The 1,457-nt window shown below is 29.4% G+C and carries 2 protein-coding genes; one reads left to right on the forward strand and one right to left on the reverse strand.

Annotated features, from left to right (window positions below; all coding sequences use genetic code 11):
- On the reverse strand, nt 1-297 hold a 297-nt coding region (locus PH235_RS14425), incomplete at its 3' end, for a helix-turn-helix domain-containing protein (RefSeq protein ID WP_272162953.1).
- Between the two features lie 442 nt (nt 298-739).
- Between PH235_RS14425 and PH235_RS14430 the strand changes: the two genes are divergently transcribed.
- Nucleotides 740-886, forward strand: coding sequence for a hypothetical protein (locus PH235_RS14430; RefSeq protein ID WP_175384226.1), 147 nt, complete (start codon nt 740-742; stop codon nt 884-886).
- Nucleotides 887-1,457: the final 571 nt, after the last annotated feature.

Genomic DNA, 1,457 nt, shown 5'->3' on the forward strand with positions numbered 1-1,457 from the left:
GATACTAAAGGTTAAGATCATAACTAAAATAAAAGCTACTTCAAAAAAGTTAAAAACTTTTAAACGAATATTGTTGATAGATAGCTTCTTCTGTAACTGTTTATCTGATTTTATTAGATAATCTAGGGTAATACCATATACTTCGCTTAACTGGACAAGATTGATTATATCTGGAACTGACTTATTGTTTTCCCATTTTGAAATAGCTTGTGCAGTTACGTGTAGTTTTTCTGCTAATTGTTGTTGAGAGTAATTATGTTCTTTTCGAAGTTCTTTTAATTTATTTCCTAAATTCATTTGTCTCTCCTCCTTCATTCCCAATATAGACGAAGTTAGGAAGACAATCACGATAATATTAGTTGTTTTTGGTAAACTTCTATATAAACCAGTGGTTGAATTAGACTTTCAGTCTACTAAGAGTACCTAGAATACGGATTATGTTAACTAACTTTGTATACGATATACAGTTAAAAAGAGAAAAAACTACCTTAGGCGGGAGGAGTTTTTTCTGCTAAAGAAGAAAGTTAGTTGTAGATGCCTCACGGCGTCTTGAGTAGTTTGCTTAAAGTAGTAAAAATTATGCATACAATCGAGTGTAAATAAAATTTTATTTGAATTTAGGTTTCGAAATATATAAAAAGGGGAAAAGTAACCTAATTTTGTTCCAGATGAATTTTAAATAAAAAAATGATTAATATGTTGATTGAACAAATTATGATAATGAATCTGGAGGGAAGGTATGTCAATTAATAAAGAAGTTTTATATCGTGGTACAAGATTTAAAATTATTCATATTTATAGTTCTGGTTATTGTGAGCTTAGAAAAATTAATGATCCTTTCAAAGTAGAACTAGCTTTATTAAATGATATCTTACTAACAGGATAATGAAGGCTGAACATTCTTATTTGATTAACGAAACTGACTCAATTTAAATATTATTGCTAAACAAACATATTAATCATTTTTTGATAAAAACAGAAGAGACTCCTGACCATGGTCAGGAGTCTCTTCTGTTACATTTATTTTATTGAAGGGGTACAGTCCCGAAAATGCGGATTTACAACGTTAAGCAATTCTGAGAAGAAAAAAAGGCTAACTTAACAACGATAAGGGTTTTGAGACAAGTCATATGATACATTCAAAACTCTTATTTTACCTAATAAATATTTTCAAGTTATTCAACTTTAAGTATTAAAAGCGACAAAACTTATTATAATTTTTAGGGTGTCTTATGGAAACATATATATATGGTGTATAATATTTCTATTAAACTTTTCGAGACGGAGTGAGGGTTCCTTGTTATACGCTTTTTTTGACGAAACTGAAGATAACGGCTTCTTTATTGTAGGTGGAGTTATATCTTCATCAAAAGAGACTTTGAGTGATGTAATATATGAAACTCGTAAACATATCAAATCTGGAAAGAAGGGGAAACTGGTATGTCAACACTAAACTA

The sequence above is a fragment of the Trichococcus sp. K1Tr genome (assembly GCF_028309625.1).
Taxonomy (GTDB): Bacteria; Bacillota; Bacilli; order Lactobacillales; family Aerococcaceae; genus Trichococcus.

Bases quoted from the DNA above. Each gene is read 5' to 3' on its own strand.
- PH235_RS14430 (WP_175384226.1), top strand. From the start codon at position 740: ATGTCAATTAATAAAGAAGTTTTATATCGTGGTACAAGATTTAAAATT.